A 24,915-nucleotide genomic window follows, 5' to 3' on the forward strand; every position below is an offset into this window, starting at 1 on the left:
GCTGGCAGGCGGCGATGGAGCGCTGCAGGCGATCGAGCAGCAGGCGGCGGTTGGGCAGGCCCGTCAAGGCGTCAAAGAAGGCCAGGCGTTCGATCTCTTGTTCTGCTCGCTTTCGGTCCGTGATGTCGCGGCACACGCCCAGCACACCTGTCACGCGGCCATGCAGGTCGCGGATGGGGGTCTTGATGGTTTCGAACTGGCCCTGGTAGCCGTCTTCGGCAAAAGTGAGCGCCTCCTCGTACACCAGAGGCTGCCAAGCCTGCATGGCGCGTTGATCGTATTTGCGAAAGCGTTCGGCCTCAGATGGTGCGACCAGATCAAAATCGTTGCAGCCCACAATCTGCCGCTCTGGCCGGCCCGCAAAACGCTCAAACACGGGGTTTACAGACAGGTAGACACCCTCGGCATCCTTGAGGAACACCATGTCGGGCATGGCATTGACCACGCGTGCAAGGTGCGCCTTCTGGTGGGCCAGTTCCTGCTCGATGCGCTTGAGGTCAGTGAGGTCATAGGCGAACAGCACCACCGCAGGCACGCCCTGGTCCGTCACGGATTCGGGTGCAATGGTGGTATGGCGGTATTGGGCGCCATCGGGTCCATCGATGCGGTTTTCAAACACGGCTTTCTCGCCCGCGAACGCCTTGTCGAAGTGGGGCTGCATCCGCAGCATCACTTCGGGCGCCAGCACCTCCCGAAGCAGCTGCCCCTGCAACTGCGCAGGTTCGCGGTGCAGCCAGCGGGCCTGCTGTTCATTGACATACAGCACCCGCAGATCTCGGTCCAGGCGCACGACCCCGCCGGGCACCTGCCTCAGCATATTGGCCATCAGGGCTTCGTGGGCGTGGGCCGCTTCTTCGGCCAGGCGGTGGGCAGTGATGTCGGTCTGCACGCCATCCCACAGCACGCGCCCATCTTCCAGCAGGCGTGGCGACGAGCTCAGGTGCATCCAGCGCACCTGGCCATCGGTACGGCGCACGCGAAAAACGGCCTCCAGGCTGGTCATGGTCAGATAGGACTGCCGCTCGGCCTCGCGCAGCCGATCGATGTCTTCGGCCAGCACCTGGCGATACAACACCCGGAAGTCGTCCATGACTTCTTGCACCGTCACTCCGTTGAGCCGCTCGATGGCATCGCCCATGTGCACGAAATGCGAGCGACCATCCAGCTCCCGCACCACCTGGAACAACACGCTGTAGGGCAGGTTGCGCCCCAGCATCGACAGGCGCCCCTCACTCTCGCGCAAGCGACGTTCGGCCTCCTGCACACGGGCGAACGGCATGCGGATGCCCGCATTGAACACCGCCTGGTACAGCAGCGCATACGCCACCACCCGCAGCGCGTGTGCCAAAGGCCCGCCCACAGGCGAATGCCCACCCAGCAGGCCCACCGTCAACTCGCCCCCCAGGAAGGCCCCCGCCGCCCATGCAAACAACCGCTCGCGCCGACCCGGGCTGCGGTAGAGCCAGACAGCGGCGACGCCCAGCGCCACCACCAGCACGAACGCCAGGTACTGCCGCAACGCGCCGCCAGTCGCCGTGGCAAACCAGCCAGGCAAGGGCCCCATGGCCGAGCCCACCAGCAGCAGCGCCAGCGCACCAGACGCCGCCAGCCAAACCTTGGCCGGGCCTGGCATCATCAGCTTCGCGGCCGTGAGCAACAAGGTCACGACTTCGGCCACGCGCGCCCAGCTGCTGAGCCACAGCGAGATGTGGGCCGTGCCCGGGGGCAGGTGCACCGGTGTGGAATGCGCCAGCATGCCGTGCAGGAAATTGAACGCCGCAGCCACACCAAAACCCGCCACCAGCACGTTGGCCCGCGCCTGCTCGGACATTTCGAGCGTATGCAGGGACACCGACACCACCAGCAACCCCAGCAGCACCGCCACCAGCTCCATGAAGGGCTCCAGTCCGTGCTGGGAACCTGCCCCTTCCCCCAGCATCTGGGCCAGTGGCACGATGACCAGCGCCAACGCAGCCACCACCAGCACCACCGTGACGGCGGGCGCATCCGCCAGCGACGAACGCGCAGGCGGGGAGCGGTGGGGAGAAGGCAGGGGCGGCATGGACTCAAAGAACAATGGACGGCGCAAGCGGGTGGGGACTATTTCTACCGAGTTCTACATAGCGTCACAAGTGTATCGACGAGTAAGGCGCACGTGTATGGCACGCGGACCGGGTCTCGGCCCGCCTTTGCCTGCCCACTGTTTCGGCATGCCAAGCCTTTCTGCCCACTTTTTTACATTCGTGCCCGGCACCTGTGCTGGCAGCCCCATGCAAAACGGGGCCGAAGCCCCGTTGCCAACGATGGCGGTGCCCTGCCTGTGCACCGCGGGCGGGGGCACCCTCAGCCCTGCAACAACTGGCGCAGCACAAACGGCAGGATGCCACCCGCCTGGTAGTAGTCCACCTCGATCGGCGTGTCGATGCGCAGTGTGACGGTGACTTCCTGGCGCGAGCCGTCCGCGCGGCGGATGACGAGTTGCGCATCGCTTTGTGGTGTGAGCGCAGGGTCGGGCACCACATCGATCACCTCGTTGCCCGTGAGGCCCAATGTCTCCCACGATTCGCCCGCCTTGAACTGCAGCGGCAGCACACCCATGCCCACCAGGTTGGAGCGGTGGATGCGCTCAAAGCTGCGCGCCACCACGGCCTTGATGCCCAAGAGCTGCGTGCCCTTGGCGGCCCAGTCGCGGCTGGAGCCGGTGCCGTATTCCTCACCCGCAAAGATCACCGTGGGCGTCTTTTGCGCCATGTACTGCATGGCGGCATCGAAGATGAACATCTTCTCGCCCTGCAGCGCGCCTTCGTTCTGGAACACGGTCACCCCCCCCTCTTCGCGCGAGCCATCGGCCGTAGGCGGGATCATGAGGTTCTTGATGCGAACGTTGGCAAAGGTGCCGCGCACCATCACGTCGTGGTTGCCCCGGCGCGCGCCGTAGCTGTTGAAGTCGGCCTTCATCACGCCATGCTGCCGCAGCCACTGGCCGGCGGGCGAGCTTTCCTTGATGGAGCCTGCGGGCGAGATGTGGTCGGTGGTGATCGAATCGCCAAACAGCGCCATGATGCGCGCGCCGAGCACCGATGGAAGTTTGGCATCATTTTGGCCTCCATCGCTTGATGGGTCTGCGCTAGCAGCTCCTTTTTCAAGAGCAAATTGGGCAAAAAACGGTGGCTCGGCAATATAGGTGCTGGCGGGCCAGGTGTAGGCCGTGCCGCTCACGCCCAAAATCTTCTCCCACAGCTTGCCGGGGTCGGTGGCAACCTTGGCGTAGTTCTCGCGGAAGGCCTTGCCGTTCATGGCGAACTTGAGCAGGGCGTGGACTTCGTCGCTGGTGGGCCAGATGTCGCCCAGGTAGATGTCCTTGCCGCCCTTGCCCTTGCCGACCGGCTCGGTCATCAGGTCCTTGAGCACCGTGCCCGCGATGGCATAGGCCACCACCAGCGGCGGGCTGGCCAGGAAGTTGGCCTTGAGGTTGGGGTGGATGCGCGCCTCGAAATTGCGGTTGCCCGACAGCACGGCCGCGCAGATCAGGTCGTTGCTGGTGATGGCCTCGTTCAGCTCGGGCGTGAGGTCGCCCGCATTGCCGATGCAGGTGGTGCAGCCGTAGCCCGCCAGTGCAAAGCCCAGCTTTTCCAGGTAGGGCAGCAGGCCCGTCTGCGTGAGGTATTCGGTGACGATGCGCGAGCCGGGCGCGAGCGATGTCTTGATGTGCGGCTGCACCTTGAGCCCGGCCTCCACCGCCTTCTTGGCCAGCAGGCCGGCGGCCAGCAGCACGCTGGGGTTGCTGGTGTTGGTGCAGCTGGTGATGGCGGCAATCAGCACGTCACCATTGCCCACCGTGGGGTCGGCACCTTTGGTGGGCATGACGGCCGTGGCGTCGGCGTGGGCTGTGGCCAAAGCGGGCTTGTTGCTCTCCATCTCGGCCAGGGAGCGCGGTGCACCGGCAGGAGCGGGCTTGTCCTTGGGCGCTGCGCGCTGCACCACGTCCTGGCCCCGGTGAATATGGTGGCGGGTGTGCAGCAGTTCGGCCGGGCGGTTGAAGCCATTTTGTGCATTGGGCTTGCTGAACAGGTCGGCAAACTGGCTGCTGACCTTGCCCAGCTCGATGCGGTCCTGCGGGCGCTTGGGGCCTGCCAGGCTGGGGGTGACGCTGCCGAGGTCGAGTTTGACGACCTGCGAATAGTCCACCTCGCCCGCCAGCGGCACGCCGAACAGGCCTTGGGCCTTGAAGTAGGCCTCAAACGCTTCGATCTCGCCCTTGGTGCGGCCCGTGCCCTGGAAGTAGTCGATGGTCTTCTCGTCCACCGGGAAGAAGCCCATGGTGGCGCCGTACTCGGGTGCCATGTTGCCAATGGTGGCCCGGTCGGGCAGCGCCAGGGTGCGGGTGCCCTCACCAAAAAACTCGACGAACTTGCCCACCACCTTGTGCTGGCGCAGCAGCTCGGTCACGGTGAGCACCAGGTCGGTGGCCGTCACGCCTTCGCGCAGCTGGCCGGTCATCTCAAAGCCCACCACATCGGGGGTGAGGAAGTACACCGGCTGGCCCAGCATGGCGGCCTCGGCCTCGATGCCGCCCACGCCCCAGCCCACCACGCCAATGCCGTTGATCATGGTGGTGTGGCTGTCGGTACCCACCAGGGTGTCGGGGTAGTAAACGTTGTCCTTGCGCTTGTGCACGCCACGCGCCAGGTATTCGAGGTTGACCTGGTGCACGATGCCGAAGCCCGGGGGCACCACGCCAAAGGTGTCAAAGGCCTGCATGCCCCACTTCATGAACTCGTAGCGCTCGCGGTTGCGCTGGAATTCAAGCTTCATGTTCAGGTCGAGCGAATTCTTCTTGCCGTAGTGGTCGACCATGATCGAGTGGTCCACCACCAGGTCCACGGGCACCAGCGGCTCGATCTTCTTGGCGTTCTTGCCCAGCTTCACGGCCACGCTGCGCATGGCGGCCAGGTCGGCCAGCAGCGGCACGCCGGTAAAGTCCTGCAGCACCACGCGCGAGACCACGAACGGGATCTCGTCCTTGCGGTCTGCATTGGGCGCCCAATGGGCCAACTCCTTGACATGCTCGGCCGTCACCTTGCGGCCATCGCAGTTGCGCAGCACCGATTCGAGCACGATGCGGATCGATACGGGCAAGCGGCGGATCTGGGGGAACTGTTTGGCCAACGCGGGCAGCGAGTAGAACTGGCCTTCTTTGCCAGACGCTGTCTTGAAACTCTTGAGGGTGTTGGCAAACGCGTGGCGGGCGGGCTTGGGCGACAACTTGCGTGATACGGCCATGGCGAACTCCTGTGAAAGGCAACAAGGCCTATTCTGGCAGTCCTGCATGACGGTGCAATCGTGGGGCTATGCGAGCCCGGCCCCAGGCCCCTGCGGCGTGGTCGGTCGGGGTGTCCGATCCACGCCGCTAGTGTCCGATATCTGCATCAAAAATGGCCCTGGCGCTTGATGAACAAGCGCATAAAGCTATTTTTTCAGGAGCAAAAGCGATACCTATCAAGCCACAGCCCACGTTGGCAGGCGGCGCACCCCCATCCACTGCAGTTCTGCCAGCATGGCCACCGACACCACATGCACCAACAGATAGGCCTGGCCCAGCAAGGTGGGCGTGAGCGTGGAGCCCAGCAGCAGCGCCAGGCTGGCCAGCGCCCAGGCAAAGTTGCCCACGATCAGCACCCACAGCCAGCCTCGGGGCATGGGCTCGGACCGCGCAATCGCAATGGCCAAGGCGGCGTAGCCCAGCAGCATGGCGCCCGTCACCTGCAGCAGCCCGGGCGGCAGGCCCAGCCACTCGGCCAGGGGCGCTGTCAGCAACAGGTGCAGGGCGCCGAGCAGAACCCCCGTGGAGGCATCGAACCAGACCACGGCACGCAGGAATCGGGGGGAGGACATCAGCTTGAACATGGAAAGCTCCTTGGTTGAGGAAGAAAGAAGGCTCCATCGTTCCCGCCCTGGCGCACCGCGTCGATGACCTGCCAGGTAATGGCCCGTGCGCAGTTTGCGCCTAGGATGGCAGCCATGACCTCCACCGCCCCTTCATCGCACCGCTCCCCGCGCCATCCCTTGCCGCACCGCGTGGCACCGGCGGGGCCCACCTCGTTTGGCGACCACCTGCGCACCTGGCGCCAGCAGCGGCACCTGAGCCAGCTGGAGCTGGCCGACGAGGCGGACATCTCCACGCGCCATGTGAGCTTCATGGAAACCGGCCGCACCAACCCCAGCCGCGACATGGTGCTGCGCCTGTGCGAACGCCTGGCCATCCCGCTGCGTGAGCGCAACGCCCTGCTGGTGGCCGCCGGCTACGCCCCCATGTACCGCGAACGCGCGCTGGACGACCCTGCGCTGGCCGCGGCGCGCCAAGCGGTGGAACTGGTGCTCAAGGGCCACGAACCCTGCCCCGCCATTGCCCTCGACCGCTGCTGGAACGTGGTGGCCACCAACCGCGCCGCGCTGGCCCTGCTGTCTGCCCACGTCAGTCCAGAACTGCTGGCGCCCCCCGTCAACGTGTTCCGGCTGAGCCTGCACCCCCAGGGGCTGGCGCCGCGCATCGCGAATCTGGCGCAGTGGCGGGCGCACCTGTTTGAACGCCTGCGCCAGCAGATACAGGCCACGGCCGACCCCGCACTGATCGCACTGCAGGCGGAACTGCAGCAATACCCCGCCCCGGCTGAATCCGATGCCCTGGTATTGGCGGGTGAAATGCTGGGTGTGGTAATGCCGTTCTGTTTTGAGAGCGTGCACGGAATGCTCTCGCTCATCAGCACCACCACGATATTCGGAACGCCGGTGGATGTGACCCTGCAGGAACTGGCCGTGGAGTCATTCTTTCCGGCCGACGATTTCACGGCGCAGGTATTGCGCAAGATCGCCCACGAAAACACTCAGAGTGCAGAAGGCTGAGCACAATCCCATGCGCTGCCGAAGTGCATGCATTGCCCACCGCGCAAAACCAAGGGTTGCACATGCCGGACAACGGATTCCTTAAAGCGCCCTACAGTACCGATAAATCCCGGGACTGCACATGAACCCACCGCGCAGGCCCTCGTCGCCCCCTTGCATGCAACCTGTGCAGCAAATGAGGCCGTTCGGCTTTCTATCTTTTCGTCTCGCCTCGCCCCAATAGCCAGGCAATAAAAAACCCGCAGAAGCGGGTTTTTTGAGGGTACGGGGCGAAAGCGCTTAAATCACAAATTTTTCGCGGTTTTCGTTTTGAATCCACTTGGGCGCCTTGCCACGGCCCGTCCAGGTTTCACCAGTGGCGGGATTGCGGTACTTGGGAGCCACCTTGGTGCCCGCCGTGGAACTGCGCCCCGTCTTGCCAGCCGCCTTACCAGCAGGGAACACGTCCTGGGCGGTCAGACCATATTCGGCCACCAGTGAGCGGACCTGAGACACAGCGTCCGACAGTTCCCGGCGCCGGGCTTCGCTGATTTGTTGCTCAAGGGCTTCGCGCTGCTTCAACAGTTCTTTGTAGCTGGTCATGGTGTCTGGATTTTAGATAAGGGTGAAAGACAGCCGAATTATAAGAATAATGTGCCGTTTTTGTGCAAGCGCTTTCAGCATTTCATTCAAAATTCTTTGCATTAACCCCAAGGCACCATATTGATGCAGGGTTTCTGTCTGGCTGGGTACCCGGGTATTGATGCTTGCTTCAGGCAGCAGGGGTTCCGCCTTCTGGCTGGGCCAATACCTTGTCGATGCGCTTGCCGTCCAGTGCCAGCACTTCAAATATCCAATCCGCGCACCCGATGCGCTCGCCCACTTCGGGCAAATGCCCCGTTTCAGCCATCAAAAGGCCCGCCAGCGTGTTATAGCGGCCCCGGTCCTCGCCGGGTAAATCGCGAATATCCAGGCGCGCCTTGAGTTCCGTCACCGGCATCAGGCCGTCCAGCAGCCAACCCCCGTCGTCACGCTGCAAGGCCCAGGCGTCGGCGTCAGCCCCGGGCTGCAATTCACCGGTAATGGCTTCCAGTAAATCGCGCGGGGTCATGATGCCCTGCACCACTCCATATTCATCCACCACAAACACCATGCGCCCGGAGCGCGCCCGAAACTGCTCCAGCAGCTCCATGCCACTGAGGGTCTCAGGCAGAAACGCGGCTGCCTGCGCATGCTGGTCCAGGGTGCCTTCTGCCTCGGCGCCCAGTTCCAGCAAGCGCGCCACGCTGAGGAGGCCCACCACATCATCCAGCGACCCGCGGCACACGGGGTACCAGGAATGCGCCCCGTGCACCCCGCCACTGCCCGCATTGCGCAGCCCCTCGGCCACCGAAAGACTGGCATCCAGCCAGCGAACGTCGGTGCGCGGCACCATGAGCGAGGTCAGGGGCCGGTCATCCAGGCGGAACACGTTTTTCACCATCTGGTGCTCATGGTGTTCGATCACCCCCGCATCGCGCCCTTCTTCCAGGCTGGCCACGATCTCCTCTTCCGTCACCGAACGCCCCGCCTGGTTGTCCACCCGCAGCAGGGTGAGTACGCCCTGGGTCGAGAGCGAGAGCAAGCGCACGAACGGCCTTGCCACCCTGGCCACCCACGTCATGGGGCGCGCCACCAACCGGGCCACGGGCTCGGGATAGAGCTGGCCAATGCGCTTGGGCACCAGTTCGCCAAACACGATGGTGACAAAGGTGATGAGGGTGACCACCAGCGCCGTCGCCGTGATGCTGGCGGCGCGGTCCGGCATGCCCATCAGCTGCAGCCAGAAACCCAGGTCATCGCTGAACGCGGCCTCGCCGATGATGCCGTTGAGCATACCGATGGACGTGATGCCCACCTGCACGGAGGAGAGGAACTGCGTGGGGTTGTCGAGCAGCGCCAGAGAAGCCTGCGCCCCTTTGTCCCCTGCCTCGGCCATGGTGACCAGGCGCGACTTGCGGCTCGACGCCAGGGCAAGCTCGGACATTGCAAACACGCCGTTGAGCAGGGTCAGCAGCGCGATCAGCAGAAAATCCATGCTTCACTCAATAAGATCACCATGGCACTTTACTGTATCGGCGACATCCAGGGCTGCGACGCCGCACTGGGCCGCCTGCTGGACACCATCGGCTTTTCTGCTAGCCGCGACACGGTCTACCTGCTGGGCGACCTCGTGAACCGGGGCCCCGACTCGGCCGCCGTGCTGCGCCGCTGCATGCGCCATGGCGACACCATCCGATGCCTGCTGGGCAACCACGACCTGCACCTGCTGGCCGCCGCACACGGCGCGCGCAAGCCCTCGCGGCGCGACACGCTGGGCACCGTGCTGGAGGCCCCCGACCGCGATGCCCTGCTCGGCTGGGTGCGACAGCAGACCCTGGCCCGCGCCCACACGCATGCCGGGCAGACGCTGCTCATGGTGCATGCGGGAGTGCTACCCGCCTGGTCTGCCGCAGATACCCTCGCGTATGCAGATGAAGTGCACGCGGTATTGCGCAGCCCCGGCCTACCCGATTTTCTGCAAGCGATGTACGGCAACACTCCCGACCACTGGAGCGACGACCTGACCGGCGTGGATCGCCTGCGGGTGATCGTGAACGCGCTCACCCGGCTGCGCTTTTGCTCGGCCGACGGCGTGATGGATTTTGAAAGCACCGAAAGCGCCAGCGCCGCGCCACCGGGCCTCCTGCCCTGGTTCGACGTGCCGGGGCGGAGCACAGCCGGCACGTTGATGGCCTTCGGTCACTGGTCCACGCTGGGCTGGCTCAACCGCAGCGATCTGCTGGGGCTGGACACGGGCTGCGTGTGGGGCGGCTGCCTGAGCGCCGTGCGCTTTGGCGCGACGCTTGCGGAACGGGAGCTGCTGCAGGTGCACTGCGAGCAGGCCCAGGCCCCGGGCTGACCTGCAGCAGACTCAAGACGGCACAGGCTCCAGCAGGGCCGACATGGCGGCGGACTGCCAGACTCCACCGTCCTGCCCCGCGATCAGCACCGCCAGCTCCGGCATGCGCTGCGCCAGTGCCCTGCCCGCCTGTGGGCCCTGCACCATCAGCGAGGCGCCCAGGCCGTTGACGGCCGCGACATCCCGCGCCACCAGGCTCACGCCATGCACGCCCGATGCCGGGCGGCCGGTGCGCGGATTGAGCACATGGTGCTGGCGCTGGCCTTCGTGGAAGAAATAACGCTCATAGTCGCCCGACGAAGCCACCACGCTGGCGCCCGCCACGGCCACCACACCCAGCAGACGCTCGGGAGACCGTGGGTCGCGCAGCCCCACACGCCAGGGTCGGCCTTGCCACAGACCTTGGGTCAGCACATCGCCACCGCCATTGATCATGGCGTTCTCGACACCCTCGGAGCGCAACATGTTCATGCCAGCTTCGAGGATCGGTAGTTTGGCGATGCCGCCCAGGTCCAGCGCCATGCCCTGGCGGGCCAGGAAGGCAGTGCCTGCTGCCACATCCAGCACCAGGCCGCGCGCATCCACCAGCGGCAGTTGCCGCGCGATCTCGCTGGCCCCGGGCACCACCTTTTCGCCAGGCCCAAAGTTCCAGGACTTGAAAGCCCCCACGGTCACATCAAAGGCCCCACGGCTTGTTGCCGACGCACGCTGCGCGCTCTGCAGCACCGCCATGACCTCGGCCGGAACCCTCACCGGCGTCACGCCCGCAGCCAGGTTGATGCGACTGACCACGCTGCGGGGCTGGTAGCGGCTCATGAGCGCTTCCAGCCTCTGCATCTCTGCATAGGCCCGGTCCATGGCGCGGCGCAGCTGCGGGCCGTCAACGCCCTCCGCCGCCATATCCACCTGCGTGCCCATCAGGGGACGCGAGCTGCGTTCAGACACCACCCGTGCGCCCGCTGACGCGCCAACACCCCAGACCGCACCACCCAGCAAGGGCAACGCCATCACCATGCGACGGCGCGACAGACCGTGGGGGGGCAGAGAAGCTTGCTGCATGGCGCCTCCGCTCAGAGCGACTTGTCGGCCATGTAATCCACGGCGGCCTTGACCTCGGCGTCGGTCAGGTTGGCAGAGCCCCCCTTGGCGGGCATCATGCCCTTGGCCCCGGTAAAGCCCTCGATCGCGTGCTTGTACATCGTGTCCTTGCCCTGGGCAATGCGCGGGCCCCAGTCGGCCTTGTCGCCCGGCTTGGGGGCACCGGCCACGCCAGCGGCATGGCACATGGCGCAGGTCTTGCCAAACACGCTCTTGCCCAGTTCATTTTCTGCGGCAGCCGGAGCGGCGGGGGCCGTTGCGGGCGCTGGGGCCGTCACCGCAGCGGGTGCAGCAGCCGGTGTGGGCTCCGACTTCTTGTCGCCACAACCGGCCAGCAGTGCGGCCAAGATCGCTACGGCGACCATCACGGTTTTCTTTTGCATCGCATACATCCTGTTCTTGGGGGTTAACAAATATCTGAGAGGGCCTGCGACTGCGCGCGAAATACGGAGAAATGCGTCCAGGACCTGGCCTGGAGAAACCCTAGGGGCACTGCACAGGCACTGCTTCAGACCGGTGCATTGACTGTAGGTGCAAGAGGCACTTTTGGGCAGATGCGGCCCCCTCCAAAGCATGATCCAGATCAAATTGATTCATATTACGTGAATCTATTATCCATGCCATGCAAAACCATCACACCCTGCGAACACTGCGCCTTTGGGTGCTGGCGTGGTTTGTGATGGCGCTGGGTGCAGCGGTGGCTTCGCCGCTGGTAGCGCCACGGGGCATGGAGCTGGTCTGCTCCGGCTCTGGCAACGGTGGTGTCCGGCTGGTGGTGAAGACCGCCGAAGGCCTGGTGGCGGCAGATGCCATCGGCCTCGATTGCCCTTTGTGCCTGGCAGCCGACACGCCACCCACCACCCCGCTCGCAGCAACCACCACTGCCGCAGCCCCCACCTTCCAGCCCCGTTTTCACACACCACTTTCAGCACGCACAGAGGTGGCGCTCAGCCCCCCTGCACGCGCACCACCCCTTTTCAACTGAGCGATCCCAAAGAGGAAAACCATGACCGAGAGAAAAGACAGTTCCCTTCCCACTGCTGGCCTGGGCCGACGCAGTTTCATCAACACGGCCGCCCTGGTCGGGCTGACCGCAGGCGTCGCCGCCTGCAACGAAAAGCCCAGCGCCGCCACACCAGCAGCCCCAGCACCGGCAGCCCCTGCGGCCGGCCATTCCGGCACGGGCGCCAACCCGCACCTCAAGCCCGGCGAGCTGGACACCTACTACGGCCTCTGGAGCGGTGGCCACACGGGCGACATGCGCGTGCTGGGCCTGCCGTCGGGCCGCGAGATCACACGCATCCCCTGCTTTGTGCCCGACGCACTGGTGGGCTGGGGCATCACCAACGAATCCAAGGCCATCATGGGCACCAAGCCCGATGGCAGCCTGAAGTACACGGTGGCCGACACCCACCACACCCATGCCTCGTACAAGGACGGCAACTACGACGGCCGCTACGCCTGGATCAACGACAAGATCAACAGCCGCATCGCGCGCATCCGCCTCGACTATTTCATCTGCGACAAGATCACCGAACTGCCCAACGTGCAGGGCTTCCACGGCATCTTCCCGGACAAGGCCGACCCGGTGGACCCCGCCATCAACTACACCACGCGCGTGTTCTGCGGCGGTGAATTCGCCATTCCCCTGCCCAACACGGGCACGGAAGACTCGGGCAAATACCGTTCGATGTTCAGCTGCGTCGATGCAGAAACGATGGAAGTGCGCTGGCAGGTGCTGATCGACGGCAACTGCGACCTGGTCGCCACGTCGTACGACGGCAAGCTGGCCGCCACCAACCAGTACAACGTGGAGATGGGCGCGAAGTACGAGGACATGATGTCCGCCGAACGCGATGCCTGCCTGTTCTTCAACGTGGGCCGCATCGAGGCCGCCGTGAAGGCTGGCAAGTTCAAGACCATCGGCACCAGCAAGGTGCCCGTGGTGGACGGCACGCACGAAGCCAACAAGGACCCCAAGACGGCCCTCACCGCCTATGTGTCGGTGCCCAAGAACCCGCACGGCGTGAACGCCAGCCCCGATGGCAAGTACTTCATCTGCGCCGGCAAGCTGTCGCCCACCGGCACGGTGATCGAGCTGGCCAAGGTGCTCGACTACTTCGACGGCAAGCTTGAAAAGCTGGACTCCGCCATCGTGGCCGAAGTGGAGCTGGGCCTGGGCCCGCTGCACACCGCGTTCGACGGCCGTGGTAACGCCTACACCACCCTCTTCCTGGACAGCCAGGTCGTGAAGTGGAACGTGGAGGCCGCCATCAAGTTCCACGCGGGCGACAAGACCGCCAAGTACGTGGTGGACCGCCTGGACGTGCAATACCAGCCGGGCCACTTGAACGCCTCGCAGTCCGAGACCAAGGCCGCCGACGGCAAGTTCCTGGCCGTGGGCTGCAAGTTCTCCAAGGACCGTTTCCTGCCCGTGGGCCCGCTGCACCCCGAGAACGAACAGCTCATCGACATCTCGGGCGAGAAGATGGTGCTGATGGCCGATCACCCCGTGCGCGGCGAGCCCCATGACTTCATCATCTTCAAGCGCGACCTGGTGCGCCCCAAGCAGGTCTACACGCTCGACGAGTTCCCGCTGGCGGTCAAGGACCCCAAGGAGTCCGGCGTGTTCCGCAGCGGCAAGAAGGTCACGGTGAAGATGACTTCGCAAGCCCCGGCTTTCAGCCTGCGCGAGTTCAAGCTCAAGAAGGGTGACGAGGTCACGCTGATCCTGACCAACCTGGACAAGATCGAAGACTTGACCCACGGCTTCGCGATCCCGAACTACAACGTGAACTTCATCGTGAACCCGCTGGAGACCAAGTCGGTGAGCTTCGTGGCCGACAAGCCCGGTGTGTTCTGGTGCTACTGCACGCACTTCTGCCATGCGCTGCATTTGGAAATGCGCACTCGGATGATCGTGGAGGGGTGATAGGGCGATCCCCCTGAGGCGCTGCGCGCCTTCCCCCTTCTCTCGGCTTCGCCGGGAAGGGGGACGATGCACTCGCTGCGGGGCGGCCCTTGCTCTGCATCCCTGGCCTGGGGCGCGCCAGTTGTCACGTTTGTGTCCCATTTCGAATCATATTGGCCGCTAGTGCTTGAAGAATATGCGCCGGCAGCTATCAAAAAGATAGTTCCATGATTTCCCTCCGTCGGCAGTTCGCCACGCTTCTTCTGGTCTTGTTGGCAGCACTTTGGCTGGCGCCGCGCGCGCATGCTGCGGCAGGCGCCTACGAGGCCGAACTGCCTGCGGAACTCTCTACCGCGCGCGACATGTGCGCGCTGGTGCCGTGCAAGGACGTGTTTCCCGGCGCCAGCCATTTCTCTGAACGCAAGGGCCAGCCGCCCTACGTAGAGGCTTACGACAACGACAGCGCGCAAAAGAAGCTGCTGGGCTACGTGATGCTCTCCACCGACATCACGGACACCCCTGCCTACTCGGGCAAGCCCGTGGTCACGCTGATCGGCATGGACACGCAGGGCCGCTTTGTCGGCGTGAAGGTGCTCAAGCATTCCGAGCCCATCCTGCTGCTGGGCATTCCCGAATCCGCGCTGCTGAAATTCAACGCCCAGTACCTGGGCAAGTCGGTGGCCGACAAGATCGAGGTGGGCCAGTCGCGCCCCGATGAAAACGTGCTGGGCCTCGACGCCATCTCGGGCGCGACCGTCACCGTCATCGCGCAGAACCAGGTCATGATGGCCTCAGGCTCGGCCGTGGCGCGGCAGGTGGGCATCCTCGCGCCCACGGTGCGTGAACCGGCCCGCTATGCCGAAACCGGCAAACGCCTGAGCTGGGCCGAACTGGTGCAACAAGGCACCGTACAGCGCCTGCGGGTGCTGCCCGAACAGGTGGGACTGGACAAAGGCCCCGACCCGTTCATCGAGCTGTGGTTTGGCGACCTGAACCACCCCGACATTGGCAAGAGCCTGCTGGGCGACAACGGCTGGAACAACCTGCGCCTACAGCTCAAGGAGGGCGAACACGCCTTCTTCATCGTCCGCACCGGCGGCAAGGAATCGTTCAAGGGCTCGGGCTTCGTGCGCGGCGGCATCTACGACCGCGTGCAGGTGCGCCAAGGCGCGGATTCGTTCACCTTCCGCGACCTGGACGCGCTCAACCTGTACGGCATCGAGGCCGCAGGCGCACCCAGCTACAACGAATCGGTCATCTTCATCATCCGATCAAGTGCGTTCTCGGCGGCCTATCCGTGGAAGCTGAGCTTTCTGGGCAACCGCGTGGACCGGGCCACGGGCACACGCAGCTTCACCAGCTTTGACACGCCCTACTGGCTGCCCGCCGCCATGCTGCAAGGCGGGCGCCCCACCATCAACGAGCCCGACGCCCCCTGGGTGCGCGTGTGGAAGTCGCGCGCGGTCGAGATCGCACTGTTCGCACTGCTGCTGGTCGCCGTGAGCGTGGTCTACGCCCTGCGCGAAAAGCTCACCCGCCTGTCCACCCACAAGAACAAGTGGCCCGTCAACGCCTTCAAGTACAGCTTCTGGACACTCAGCATCGGCTGGATCGGTTTTGGCGCCATGGCGCAGCCCTCCATCACGCAGGTGCTGACCTGGTTCCATTCGCTGCTGTTCCAGTGGACCTGGTCGCTGTTCCTGTCCGACCCGTTCATCTTCCTGTTCTGGATCTTCATCATCGTCACCGTCTTCCTGTTCGGGCGCGGGTTGTTCTGCGGCTGGATGTGCCCGTTTGGCTCGCTGCAGGAGGGCATCTACAAGATCGCGCGCGCGGTGGGCCTCAAGCGGTTCCAGACCCAGCTGCCGCAGAAGTGGCACGACCGGCTCAAGTGGGTCAAGTACGCGGTGTTCTTCGGGTTGCTGGTGGTTTCGATGTTCTCGATGGGACTGGCTGAGAAGCTGGCCGAGGTGGAGCCGTTCAAGACCACCTTCCTCGTCGGTGTGCTGAACCGCGCCTGGCCCTACAGCCTGTTTGTGGCGGCCATCCTGGGCGTTTCGATCTTCATCGAGCGGCCCTATTGCAAATACATCTGCCCACTGGGCGCCTCGCTGGCCATGCCCAGCACGTTCCGCTGGTTTGGCCTCAAGCGCAAGCAGGACTGCAACAGCTGCAAGGCCTGCGCCGTGGGCTGCGGTGCACAGGCCATCGACGCCGATGGCCGCATCGACCACCGCGAATGCCTGCACTGCCTGGACTGCATGATTCTCTACACCGACACCAAGGGCTGCCCGCCCCTGGCCAAGGAACGCAAGCGCCGCGAGAAAGATGGTCTGGAAATCACGCCCATCGGCAAGAACGGCTATTTCATCCCGATCCACCCTGCCACGGTGCAGGACCAGATCTCAGCCAAGGCCGCCCAGGGGCCCGACCCACGCATGCCCACAACGCCTGCACACCCCGCCCACAAGGCTGGAAGCCAAGGCCTGCGCTGGATCGGGCTGGAGCTGGTGGACCACCTGTGGCCCTGGAGCCGCGAAGGCTGGGCCTCGCGGCGCGCGCTGCAGATCGCGGGCTTCTCGCTCGCCGTGGCCGCCAGCGTGGCCTGGGTGATGACAGCCCTGGGCACGTTGTCTTCGGGCGCCATCATCGGCTGGTGGTTTGGCTGGAGCGTGTACGAGGTGCTGATCCGCCTGTCGGGCAAGCGCTATGTGAAGGACGGCCCGTGGTGGCGCGACCAGTACCGCCGGGCGGGCGTGATGGACATGCTGAGCTATGTGGGCTTCAAGAACCTGCTGATCGGCGCAGCACTCTTCCTGGCCATCAAGGCCGTGGTGGGACTGGCGTGATGAAGTCCCCCCTTGCACTCGCTGCGGTTGCCACGGCCCTGGCACTGTGGACCGCGCTTCCTGCCGCAGCTGCCACCGTGCAGGTTCGCCCGGGGCAGGACCTGCAGGCCGCCATCACGGCCGCCGCGCCGGGCGACACGGTGGAGGTGCAGCGGGGCTTTTACCGCGTGAACCTGCGCATCGACAAGGCCCTGACCCTGCGCGGCATCGACCGCCCCACGCTCAGCGGCAGCCAGGCGGGCGACACCATCCGCGTCACCGCGCCCGACGTGGTGATCGAAGGCCTGATCGTGCGCGACTCGGGCACCAGCCTCAAGGACCAGAACGCGGGCATCTACATCTTCCCTGGCGCGCACCGCGCCGTGGTCCGCCACAACGACCTCACCTATAACCTGTTCGGCCTGTGGATCGAGAAGGCCAACGACGTGCAGGTGCTGCACAACACCATCACCGGCCTGCGCGACGTGGGCTCGTCGCAGCGTGGCAACGGGGTGCAGCTGTACAACACCACGGGCGCGCGCATCGAGGGCAATCAGATCAGCTTTGTGCGCGACGCGCTGTATGTGGATGTATCGCACCACGCCGTGTTCCGGGGCAACCGACTGCACCACAGCCGCTACGGCACGCACTACATGAACTCCTACTACAACCTGTGGGAGGACAACGACACCTACTACAACCGGGGCGGCCTGGCACTGATGGAGGTGCGCGACCAGGTGGTGCGCAACAACCGCGCGTGGGGCAACAGCGACCACGGCATCATGCTGCGCACCATGCAGGACTCGGTGATCGAGAACAACGTGGTGGCCGAGAACAACCGGGGCTTCTTCATCTACGACGTGGAGTACGTCACCCTGCGCGGCAACCTCGTCACACGCAACACCGTGGGCGTGCACCTGTCCGCAGGCTCCACCCGCAACAAGGTTGAAGGCAACGACTTCATCGGCAACCGCGAGCAGGTGCGCTATGTGGGCGCCCGCGACGAGCGCTGGGGCACCGAAGGCGGCAACCACTGGAGCAACTACCTGGGCTGGGACCGCGACGGCAACGGCATGGGCGACGTGCCATACGAGGCCAACGACATGGTGGACCGCCTGACCTGGCGCCACCCCGCCATCAAGCTGCTGCTGGCCAGCCCTGCCGTGCAGGCACTGCGCCTGGTGGGCCAGCAGTTTCCGGTGCTGCGCGTGCCCACCGTGGTGGACCCCAAGCCCCGCATGCAACCGAACCAACCCCAACGGAATTTTCAGCGTGACACGCAACCCTCCCCCCATTGACCTGAGCGAGCCCCCCGCCATCGAGGTGCGGGGCGCGCACAAGCACTACGGCGCACTGCACGCCGTGGACGGCATCGACCTGCGCATCGCGCGCGGCGAGATCTTTGGCCTCATCGGCCACAACGGCGCGGGCAAGAGCACGCTGTTCAAGATGATCCTGGGCCTCACGCCCGCCACCTCGGGCGAGATCCGGGTGGGCGGCGCCACGGTGCAGGGCCGCGACTTTCGTGCCGCCCGCCGCCACCTGGGCTACCTGCCCGAGAACGTGGTGCTCTACGACAACCTGAACGGGCTGGAAACGCTGCGTTTCTTCGCCCGCCTCAAGGGTGCGCCCCTCACGCAATGCCCCGCGCTGCTGGAACGCGTGGGCCTGGCCCACGCGGGCAACCGCGCCGTGCGCGAATACTCCAAGGGCATGCGCCAGCGCCTGGGGTTTGCACAGGCCCTGCTGGGCGAGCCCCAGGTGCTGCTGCTCGACGAGCCCACCAACGGCCTGGACCCGCAGGCCATCCGCGACTTCTACGCCACGCTGCGCGAGCTGCAAGCGGGTGGCGTGACCATCGTCATCACCTCGCACATCCTGGCCGAACTGCAGGAGCGCGTGGACCGCTTGGCCATCCTGGCCTCCGGCAAGCTGCAGGCCCTGGGCAGCGTGCAGGCACTGCGCGAGCAGGCGCACATGCCGCTGACCATCCACCTCACGCTGGCTGCGGCCGACCGGCCTGCCGCGCTGGGGCTGCTCTCTGCAGTGCCCGGCGTCACCGGGACGGAAACGCCGGAAGGCCTGCATGTGGACTGCCCGCGCGGCAGCAAGATGGCCGTGCTGGGTGCGCTGGCACCGCTGGGCACCGCGCTGCAGGACCTGCAGATCCAGGAACCCTCGCTTGAGGATGTGTACTTCGACCTGCGCAAGGGCTAGCCATGGAATTCCAACAAATCTTCACCATCGCGGGCAAAGAGTTCCGCGACCGCATGCGCAACCGCTGGGTGCTGGCTGTGGCGCTCGTGTTCACCGTGTTCTCGCTGGCCATCGCCTACTTTGGCGGCGCACAGCAGGGCACGGTGGGTTTTCGCTCCATCGAATTCACCATCGCCAGCCTGGTCAGCCTGGTGATCTACCTGATCCCGCTGATCGCGCTGCTGCTGGGCTTTGACGCCATCGTGGGCGAGCGCGAGCGCGGCTCGCTCGATCTGCTGCTGTCATTGCCCATCACGCGGCTGGAGCTGCTGCTGGGCAAGTACCTGGGGCTGGCGGCGGCGCTTACGCTCTCGACGCTGGCGGGGTTCGGGCTGGTGGCAGTGCTGCTGGTCCGGCAGTTCAGCGGGGCTGCGCTGTTCCACTACGGCGGCTTCATGCTCAGCTCGGTGCTGCTGGGGCTGGCGTTCCTGAGCATGGCGGTGCTGCTCTCAGTGCTCACACACGAGCGCACACGCGCCTCGGGCCTGGCGATTGCCGCCTGGTTCTTTTTTGTGCTGGTGTTTGACCTGCTGCTGCTAGGCGCCCTGGTGGCCACGGGCGGCAGCTACGGCGGCGAGGCCATGGCCTACCTGCTGCTGCTCAACCCGGCCGACGTTTTCCGCATCCTCAACGTGTTCTCGCTCGACGACGTGCGTACCCTGTACGGCCTGACCAGCATCGTGCCCCCTGCCCTGGCCAAGCCATGGCTGATGGGCGCGGTGATGGCGGGCTGGATCGTGGTGCCCCTGGGCCTGGCGAGCTGGAGATTCAAGCCATGACGAAAAAATCCCACAACCAATACCAATGCGCCTGCGCCACACGGCGCCAACTGCTGGGCTGGGCGGCCCTCACATCGCTGGGCACGCTCACGGGCCTCACGGGCTTGACCGGCTGCAGCCAGGCGGACAACAGCGCGCAGTCCCTGAAACCCGTGGAGATCGACCGCACCACCAGCTGCGAACTCGACGGCATGCTACTGGCCGACTACCCCGGCCCCAAGGCGCAGGTGCATTTCGCGGGGCAGGACAAGCCCTCGTTCTTTTGCGACACGGTGGAACTGTTCAGCACCCTGCTGGCCGGCGAACAGGTCCGCGCCGTGCAGGCCGTGTACGTGCAGGACATGGGCCAGGCCGACTGGAATGCACCACAGGGCCACTGGATTGACGGCAAGACCGCCCTCTACGTGGTGGGCGGCAAGCGCCACGGCTCCATGGGCCCCACCATCGGCAGCTTTGCGCAAGAGGCCGACGCGAAGAAGTTCGCCGCCGAATACGGCGGCAAGGTGCTGCGCTTTGCCGAGATCACGCCCGCCATGGTGGACCTGAGCGGCGGGGCACTGCACGACACGCGGATGTAAGCCGCCCATGCCCGCACTGATGCCCCGCCCACACGCTACCACCCGGCGCACCGCGCTCGCAGCCCTGCTGCTGGGCTCGGCAGGCCTGGTGGCATGGCAATGGCCCCAGCACACCCCGCCCCGCCCCTCCGGCAACGCGGCCCTGGAGGGGATTGGCGACGATGTGTGTGTGGTGGCGCCACCCACGCCCTACGACCCTGCGCTGGGCCAGCCCCTGGCCGCTGCGCGCGAGGTGCCCGCCGACGCGCGCTGCCCGGTGTGTGGCATGTACCCGGCACGCGCACGGGCGTGGGCGGCGCAGGTCATTTTTGCGGACGGGGACGCCTACTTTTTCGACTCGCCGCTCAGCCTCATGCTGTACCTGGGCAACGTGGCTCACTACACGCGGGGCCGCACGGCCGAAGCCATCGTGGCCCGGTATGTGACCGATACCGGTACGGGTGGTTGGCTGAACGCGCAGGAGGCGGTGTATGTGACAGGGTCTTCGGCCATGGGGCCGATGCGGGCGGGCAACCTGCCCGCCTTTGCCGATGCGGAGGCTGCGCAGCGGTTTGCGCAGCAGCGTGGGGGCCGGTCCGTGCCCTTCGGCGCCATCGACGCCCCCTTGCTGCGCGGGCTGGCCCCGACCCTCCGGGCCGACCACCGTCGGCATTCAGGCTGAGGGTGATTCAATTGCTACCAAAAATATAGCTATCAGCGCTTATCCATCAAGCGCTACAGGCCTGAAAAGGCCTGATTTTGACTATTGCACCGAGGTTTCTGGCTGGGCGGCCTTGAACAGTGCGGCCACCTTGCGCTTGGGTTTGATGTTGGCGGAGATGCTGCTGCGTTGTGCAGACTTGGCAGCCTCCCAGGCAGGCGCTGCATCTGCAGCGGAGCTGGCCTCATACGGTTTCTCAAAGAAGGGATCGCGCGAGGCAACGGCCGGGCGGAAGCCACGGTGCTGTTCACGCGGCTCGCGGGATTCGCGGCCACCACGGTGTTCGCGTTCACGTTCGCGGCGCGGGGCCGCCGAGATGGCATCGCGTCCATCGCCCGTCTCGCCGGCTTCGCGCCAGGCGCGGCGGCCGTCGTTGATGCGGCCACGGGGCTGGTCTTCTTCGTATTCGATGGCTTCGAGTTCGATCTTCTTCTTGATCAGCTTCTCGATGTCGGCCACCAGGCGGGCATCGCTGCCCGACACCAGCGTGACCGCCAGGCCCGACGCGCCCGCACGGCCCGTGCGGCCGATGCGGTGCACGTAGTCTTCGGCGTTGAACGGCACGTCGAAGTTGAACACGGCCGGAACGTCCTTGATGTCGAGGCCACGCGCGGCCACATCGGTACACACCAGCAGATCGACCTCGCCGCTCTTGAAGGCCTCGAGCGCCTTCAGGCGCTCGTCCTGGCTCTTGTCGCCATGCAGCGCGGTGGTCTTGAGACCCTCACGCTCCAGGCTGCGCGCCAGGCGTGCACAACCGAGCTTGCTGTTCACGAAGATGAACGCCTGCTTCAGACCCCGGGTCTTGAGCACCTGGTGGATGGCACGGCGCTTGTCGTCATCGTTGGCGCTGTAGAAGCGCTGCTCCACCGTGGAGGCCGTTTCGTTCGGGCGGGCCACCTCGATGGTGATGGGGTTTTGCAGGTAGCTGCTGGCCAGGCGCTTGATCTCGGGCGAGAACGTGGCGCTGAACAGAAGCGTGGTGCGCTGCTTAGGCAGGTAGCTCAGGATGCGCTGCAGGTCCGGCAGGAAACCGATGTCTAGCATGCGGTCGGCCTCGTCGAGCACCACGTACTCGACCTGGTTGAGCACCGCGTTCTTGGCTTCGATGTGGTCCAGCAACCGGCCTGGTGTGGCCACCAGCACTTCAACGCCTTTTTTCAGCTCGATGGTCTGGGGCTTCATGTCCATGCCGCCAAACACCACGGTGCTGCGCAGCTTGGTGTACTTGGCGTACAGCGCGATCTGCTGGGCGACCTGGTCGGCCAGCTCCCGCGTGGGCAACAGCACCAGGGCACGCACGGGGTGGCGGGCCGGGGATGTGGAGCTGCTTTCGTGCTTGAGCAGGCGTTGCAGCAGAGGCAGCGAGAAAGCCGCCGTCTTGCCGGTGCCCGTCTGGGCTGCGCCCATCACGTCTTGCCCTGTGAGCACCACCGGAATGGCCTGCTCCTGGATGGGCGTCATGGACTCGTAGCCCATTTCGGCTACGGCGCGCGCGAGCGGTTCAGCCAGCGATAGATTGGAAAAGGAACTTGTCATTTAGCCCTCTATTGTCGCACCGGTGGCCCAAAAAGCGATTTTTTGCAGTTTGGGCGTGGTACATGGCGCGTCTTTTTGACCAACACACTTCCACCAGGAACTATTATTTTTATAGCTATCAGCGCTTACCCATCAATCTCCAGGGGCAATTTTTATGCAAAGCTTACTCCAGCACAGCCCGCAATTGACGTGTGGTCACGGCCAGGCGCCTCGCCCCGATCTGGGCGAGGTTATTCATCACCGTGAGCGCCGCCTCGGGGTATTGCCGGGCCCAGGCATCAAAGTGCGCCCGCGACAGGCGGACCAGGTGCGCAGACCCCCGTTCAGAACCCGCACAGGCGCTGCGCGCAGCGCCGTTGAGGAAGGCCATCTCGCCAAACGCCATGCCCGGCCCGACCGTGGCCAGGCGCAGCCCCTTGTCGGGCGGCCACTGGGTCACCAGCGTGACGTGGCCCGACTTCACCACCAGCAGGTCGTGGTCGGTGTCACCCGCCCGGAACACCACCCCGTGGGGCGGCACGGCCAGGGGTTCCAGCACGGCCATCAGGGCCTCGGCCGCCGCCCGGGGCACGCCCTCGCCAATCTCACCGAGCAGATCCCTTTCTGGCCGGGCGGGGCGTTGCTCAATGGGGCGCTGCGAGAGGATGCCGGCCTCGGCCCACTCCAAGGCACGGTCCAGGTCGGCAAAGGCGCGCACGTGGTCGCCCGCATGCTCGGCGGCCATCGGGTCGAGCGCCGCCACGGCAGCAGCAATGCCCTGCTGGCCCAGGTCGCGCACCAGCGCTCGCAACTGCGCCAATGCCGTGCTGTCCCAGGCGGGCACGCGGCCCGCATCCAGAATCACCCAGCGGTGGCGCGGCTGCAGCAGCAAACGCACCTGCTCGGCCAGATGGGCCGCCACGCCGAACGACATCACGCCCTGCAGCTCAAACACCGCCACCTGGTTCATGCGCGGCACCAGCCAGGTGTCCGACCCCGCCCGGCGCAGCCGGCGTGAGCGCAGTTCGCCATCCAGCCGCACATGGCGCAGCACCTTGGCGGCGGAGTCGTGCAGCAACACAAAGGTGGCCACCACCAGACCCGCCACCAGAGCCCCCACGCCGCCCATCACGGCAAACACCAGCGCCACCAGCCAGCTCTGCGCCCAGGTCACCCGCGAGCGTTGCGCGTAGCGCAGCGACCACATGAGGCCCGGTACCTGCATGAGCCCTGCCAGCACCAGCCCACCCGCCAGGCAGGCCATGGGCACCCAGTGCAGCCACCAGGCGCCCGTGACCGCCACGCCGAGCATGATGCCGGCATGCCAGCGCGGTGCATCGCGAGACGGGCCCGCCTGCGCCAGCACGATGCGCGAGCGCGATGCACTGGTGGATGCGGGAATCATCCCCGCCAGCCCGCACAACACGCCCAGCAGGCTCTCGCGGCGCAAGGTCAGGTTGGCGTTGCTGCGCAGGCCATGGTCCAGCTCCAGTTCCTGGTTGAAAACCAGAATCTCAAGGCTGTTGACCAGCGCCATCAACAGCGCCAGCACCACCAGGTCCGACCCGTGCTGCTGCGCCAGTGCCATCCAGGGAACGCCCGTCCAGTCCGGCCACAGCGGGCCGGCAAACTGGCTGGGCTGCGCGGCGGCAGCGAACACATCCCCCAGCCCACCACCCCACAGCCCCGCCACCGCCACGGCCAGCGCCACCAGGACCACGGCCGACAGCAGCCCCGGCATCCGGGGCCAACGCCAGCGCAGCCCCCAGGCCAGCCCCACCACGGCCACCGCCGCCAGCAGGTGCCAGCCGGTGCGGGCGTCCCACAGGGCGTCGGGCCCCGCACCGAAGCCGTTGCGCACCTGCCCCACCACCATCGACAACCCCACCCCGGCCGCAAAGCCATGCGTGACCGAAACGGGCAGGAACCGCGCCACCGAGGCCAGCCGCAGCACACCCAGCAGCCACTGGAAAACAAACGCCAGCGCCACCGTGGCCCCGCTCACGGCCAGCACCTGGCGCGCACTCAGGCCCAGCGCAGGGGCCGCACCATGGGCGGTGGCCAGCACGGCCGCAAACAGCAGCGCCACCACGGTCGTGGGCGCGTAGACGACACCCGCACGCGGCACCACCAGCGTCAGCAACAGGCCCGGCAAGGCCGCCGACCACAACGCCAGCGCGGCAAGGGAATGCTCGCCCGCCAGGGGCGCAAAGGCCAGCAGGCCCAGGCCCACCGCGTGGGGCACCGTGACCGCCGCAGCCGACCATGCGGCGGCCATGCCCGGCGACCGGAGAGGCTGCAGGGACTCAGCAGGGGACATCTCAGTTCTCCATAGCGCCGTAGGTCACCCAAACTCCACAAAACCGGCGCGGCCCATGCCCGGGCAGCCGCGCAAGGGCCGCCCCGCCGCGCTGGCTGCGTCCC

19 protein-coding genes are annotated in these 24,915 nt (G+C 65.8%); 10 read left to right on the forward strand and 9 right to left on the reverse strand.

Annotation, left to right across the window (positions count from 1 at the left end):
- The 3 genes from IB243_RS12635 to IB243_RS12645 all read right to left on the reverse strand — a co-directional run.
- Nucleotides 1-2,062: PAS domain-containing protein (locus tag IB243_RS12635; protein ID WP_192427461.1), on the reverse strand; the 2,062-nt coding region annotated here is incomplete at its 3' end.
- Between the two features lie 281 nt (nt 2,063-2,343).
- Entirely contained in the window at nt 2,344-5,283 is a 2,940-nt protein-coding gene (locus IB243_RS12640) for an aconitate hydratase (RefSeq protein WP_192427463.1), read from the reverse strand.
- 216 nt (nt 5,284-5,499) lie between these two features.
- Entirely contained in the window at nt 5,500-5,907 is a 408-nt protein-coding gene (locus IB243_RS12645) for a hypothetical protein (RefSeq protein ID WP_192427465.1), read from the reverse strand.
- 114 nt (nt 5,908-6,021) lie between these two features.
- On the opposite strand from IB243_RS12645, the gene IB243_RS12650 reads away from it, so the two are divergent.
- The gene (locus tag IB243_RS12650; RefSeq protein WP_010461587.1) at nt 6,022-6,903 is read left to right on the forward strand and encodes a helix-turn-helix domain-containing protein; all 882 of its coding nucleotides are present in this window, start codon (nt 6,022-6,024) and stop codon (nt 6,901-6,903) included.
- Nucleotides 6,904-7,182: 279 nt separating this feature from the next.
- Here the strand turns inward: IB243_RS12650 and IB243_RS12655 are convergent, their stop codons facing one another.
- Nucleotides 7,183-7,485, reverse strand: a complete 303-nt coding sequence (locus IB243_RS12655) for an H-NS histone family protein (protein ID WP_010461589.1) — start codon at nt 7,483-7,485, stop codon at nt 7,183-7,185.
- Between the two features lie 169 nt (nt 7,486-7,654).
- On the reverse strand, nt 7,655-8,959 hold the full coding sequence (locus IB243_RS12660; RefSeq protein WP_192427467.1) for a hemolysin family protein: 1,305 nt from the start codon (nt 8,957-8,959) through the stop codon (nt 7,655-7,657).
- A 21-nt stretch (nt 8,960-8,980) separates the two neighbouring features.
- Between IB243_RS12660 and IB243_RS12665 the strand changes: the two genes are divergently transcribed.
- Nucleotides 8,981-9,823 (forward strand): symmetrical bis(5'-nucleosyl)-tetraphosphatase, encoded by an 843-nt coding sequence (locus tag IB243_RS12665; protein WP_192427469.1) that lies wholly within the window; start codon nt 8,981-8,983, stop codon nt 9,821-9,823.
- Nucleotides 9,824-9,835: 12 nt separating this feature from the next.
- On the opposite strand, the gene IB243_RS12670 is transcribed toward IB243_RS12665, so the two are convergent.
- Both IB243_RS12670 and IB243_RS12675 read right to left on the reverse strand, forming a co-directional pair.
- Nucleotides 9,836-10,882: an FAD:protein FMN transferase gene (locus IB243_RS12670; RefSeq protein WP_225584942.1), complete on the reverse strand. Its 1,047-nt coding sequence runs from the start codon at nt 10,880-10,882 to the stop codon at nt 9,836-9,838.
- An 11-nt stretch (nt 10,883-10,893) separates the two neighbouring features.
- Nucleotides 10,894-11,304, reverse strand: a complete 411-nt coding sequence (locus IB243_RS12675) for a cytochrome c5 family protein (RefSeq protein WP_029413842.1) — start codon at nt 11,302-11,304, stop codon at nt 10,894-10,896.
- Between the two features lie 239 nt (nt 11,305-11,543).
- On the opposite strand from IB243_RS12675, the gene IB243_RS12680 reads away from it, so the two are divergent.
- From IB243_RS12680 to IB243_RS12715, 8 genes are all read left to right on the forward strand, one after another.
- Nucleotides 11,544-11,906, forward strand: coding sequence for a hypothetical protein (locus tag IB243_RS12680; RefSeq protein ID WP_057272146.1), 363 nt, complete (start codon nt 11,544-11,546; stop codon nt 11,904-11,906).
- A 21-nt stretch (nt 11,907-11,927) separates the two neighbouring features.
- Nucleotides 11,928-13,853, forward strand: coding sequence for a TAT-dependent nitrous-oxide reductase (gene nosZ / locus IB243_RS12685; protein WP_192427471.1), 1,926 nt, complete (start codon nt 11,928-11,930; stop codon nt 13,851-13,853).
- A 206-nt stretch (nt 13,854-14,059) separates the two neighbouring features.
- On the forward strand, nt 14,060-16,681 hold the full coding sequence (locus IB243_RS12690; protein ID WP_192427473.1) for a NosR/NirI family protein: 2,622 nt from the start codon (nt 14,060-14,062) through the stop codon (nt 16,679-16,681).
- The gene (locus IB243_RS12695; protein ID WP_192427475.1) at nt 16,681-17,958 is read left to right on the forward strand and encodes a nitrous oxide reductase family maturation protein NosD; all 1,278 of its coding nucleotides are present in this window, start codon (nt 16,681-16,683) and stop codon (nt 17,956-17,958) included. Before IB243_RS12690 ends, IB243_RS12695 begins: the two co-directional genes overlap by 1 nt.
- Nucleotides 17,933-18,877, forward strand: a complete 945-nt coding sequence (locus tag IB243_RS12700) for an ABC transporter ATP-binding protein (RefSeq protein ID WP_010461612.1) — start codon at nt 17,933-17,935, stop codon at nt 18,875-18,877. The genes IB243_RS12695 and IB243_RS12700 overlap by 26 nt, the downstream gene beginning before the upstream one ends.
- Before the next feature lie 2 nt (nt 18,878-18,879).
- Complete coding sequence (locus IB243_RS12705) at nt 18,880-19,695, forward strand: ABC transporter permease (RefSeq protein WP_192427477.1); 816 nt, start codon at nt 18,880-18,882, stop codon at nt 19,693-19,695.
- Entirely contained in the window at nt 19,692-20,273 is a 582-nt protein-coding gene (locus tag IB243_RS12710; RefSeq protein ID WP_192427479.1) for a nitrous oxide reductase accessory protein NosL, read from the forward strand. Before IB243_RS12705 ends, IB243_RS12710 begins: the two co-directional genes overlap by 4 nt.
- 7 nt (nt 20,274-20,280) lie before the next feature.
- The gene (locus IB243_RS12715) at nt 20,281-20,934 is read left to right on the forward strand and encodes a nitrous oxide reductase accessory protein NosL (RefSeq protein WP_192427481.1); all 654 of its coding nucleotides are present in this window, start codon (nt 20,281-20,283) and stop codon (nt 20,932-20,934) included.
- Nucleotides 20,935-21,015: 81 nt separating this feature from the next.
- Here the strand turns inward: IB243_RS12715 and IB243_RS12720 are convergent, their stop codons facing one another.
- Complete coding sequence (locus tag IB243_RS12720) at nt 21,016-22,512, reverse strand: DEAD/DEAH box helicase (RefSeq protein ID WP_192427483.1); 1,497 nt, start codon at nt 22,510-22,512, stop codon at nt 21,016-21,018.
- A 163-nt stretch (nt 22,513-22,675) separates the two neighbouring features.
- Complete coding sequence (locus IB243_RS12725) at nt 22,676-24,811, reverse strand: SulP family inorganic anion transporter (RefSeq protein ID WP_192427485.1); 2,136 nt, start codon at nt 24,809-24,811, stop codon at nt 22,676-22,678.
- Nucleotides 24,812-24,915 lie beyond the last annotated feature (104 nt).

It is taken from the genome of Acidovorax sp. ACV01, assembly GCF_014851495.1.
In the GTDB taxonomy this organism is placed as follows: domain Bacteria; phylum Pseudomonadota; class Gammaproteobacteria; order Burkholderiales; family Burkholderiaceae_C; genus Acidovorax; species Acidovorax radicis.

Bases quoted from the DNA above. Each gene is read 5' to 3' on its own strand.
- IB243_RS12650 (WP_010461587.1), top strand. From the start codon at position 6,022: ATGACCTCCACCGCCCCTTCATCGCACCGCTCCCCGCGCCATCCCTTG.
- IB243_RS12710 (WP_192427479.1), top strand. From the start codon at position 19,692: ATGACGAAAAAATCCCACAACCAATACCAATGCGCCTGCGCCACACGG.
- IB243_RS12715 (WP_192427481.1), top strand. From the start codon at position 20,281: ATGCCCGCACTGATGCCCCGCCCACACGCTACCACCCGGCGCACCGCG.
- IB243_RS12705 (WP_192427477.1), top strand. From the start codon at position 18,880: ATGGAATTCCAACAAATCTTCACCATCGCGGGCAAAGAGTTCCGCGAC.
- IB243_RS12680 (WP_057272146.1), top strand. From the start codon at position 11,544: ATGCAAAACCATCACACCCTGCGAACACTGCGCCTTTGGGTGCTGGCG.
- IB243_RS12660 (WP_192427467.1), bottom strand. From the start codon at position 8,959: ATGGATTTTCTGCTGATCGCGCTGCTGACCCTGCTCAACGGCGTGTTT.
- IB243_RS12720 (WP_192427483.1), bottom strand. From the start codon at position 22,512: ATGACAAGTTCCTTTTCCAATCTATCGCTGGCTGAACCGCTCGCGCGC.
- nosZ (WP_192427471.1), top strand. From the start codon at position 11,928: ATGACCGAGAGAAAAGACAGTTCCCTTCCCACTGCTGGCCTGGGCCGA.
- IB243_RS12655 (WP_010461589.1), bottom strand. From the start codon at position 7,485: ATGACCAGCTACAAAGAACTGTTGAAGCAGCGCGAAGCCCTTGAGCAA.
- IB243_RS12695 (WP_192427475.1), top strand. From the start codon at position 16,681: ATGAAGTCCCCCCTTGCACTCGCTGCGGTTGCCACGGCCCTGGCACTG.
- IB243_RS12690 (WP_192427473.1), top strand. From the start codon at position 14,060: ATGATTTCCCTCCGTCGGCAGTTCGCCACGCTTCTTCTGGTCTTGTTG.
- IB243_RS12640 (WP_192427463.1), bottom strand. From the start codon at position 5,283: ATGGCCGTATCACGCAAGTTGTCGCCCAAGCCCGCCCGCCACGCGTTT.
- IB243_RS12665 (WP_192427469.1), top strand. From the start codon at position 8,981: ATGGCACTTTACTGTATCGGCGACATCCAGGGCTGCGACGCCGCACTG.
- IB243_RS12670 (WP_225584942.1), bottom strand. From the start codon at position 10,882: ATGCAGCAAGCTTCTCTGCCCCCCCACGGTCTGTCGCGCCGTCGCATG.
- IB243_RS12675 (WP_029413842.1), bottom strand. From the start codon at position 11,304: ATGCAAAAGAAAACCGTGATGGTCGCCGTAGCGATCTTGGCCGCACTG.
- IB243_RS12725 (WP_192427485.1), bottom strand. From the start codon at position 24,811: ATGTCCCCTGCTGAGTCCCTGCAGCCTCTCCGGTCGCCGGGCATGGCC.
- IB243_RS12645 (WP_192427465.1), bottom strand. From the start codon at position 5,907: ATGTTCAAGCTGATGTCCTCCCCCCGATTCCTGCGTGCCGTGGTCTGG.